1 protein-coding gene is annotated in these 573 nt (G+C 42.8%); it reads right to left on the reverse strand.

Annotation, left to right across the window (positions count from 1 at the left end):
• Positions 1 to 9: 9 nt before the first annotated feature.
• Positions 10 to 546, reverse strand: a complete 537-nt coding sequence (locus tag CFT61_RS16430; RefSeq protein ID WP_089545444.1) for an IS66 family transposase — start codon at positions 544 to 546, stop codon at positions 10 to 12.
• Positions 547 to 573 lie beyond the last annotated feature (27 nt).

Here is a 573-nt window from a genome sequence, read left to right on the forward strand (position 1 = left end):
CAAATGCTGCTACTGCTTTTTCCATCGGTCAGGAAGTAAGTCTCTATATTTCTCCAGTGGGGTATTCGGTTGCCATTCAATGGTCTTTTCTATGACATCGCTAATGTATTCAAACAGATTAATGCCATTCAACTTGCATGAAATAGCTATAGAATATAGGATAGCTCCCCGTCTTGCTCCTTCGTGCGAGCCAAAGAACATAGAGTTTCTTCTTGATAGTGATATGTACCTCTGGATCCTTTCAATGTAGTTGTTATCGAGAGCCGTATCACCTCTTTTGAAGATGTCACAAATGGCATTATATTCATTAAGGGCATAGCCGACCGCCTGCGCCAAGGTAGACTTGGGCAGCAAATCCTTCCTGGAAGATATTTCCTCCAGTTTCTCCAATAAATCCTGTAAAATGTCTGGTGCGTATGACTGCCGATAGGCAAGATGGTCTTCAACGGTCCATCCATTTACCCCAACCTTATGTTTTTGTCTTCTTGATAAAACCTGTTGATAATATCTACGACTTCCTGAGCATCCTTGTCCTCCTTGCCGCAGTCGATGAAGTCTCTCTTGACATGCTGT

Origin of the sequence: Segatella copri, from assembly GCF_002224675.1 — a bacterium.
GTDB classification, from domain to species: Bacteria; Bacteroidota; Bacteroidia; order Bacteroidales; family Bacteroidaceae; genus Prevotella; species Prevotella copri_U.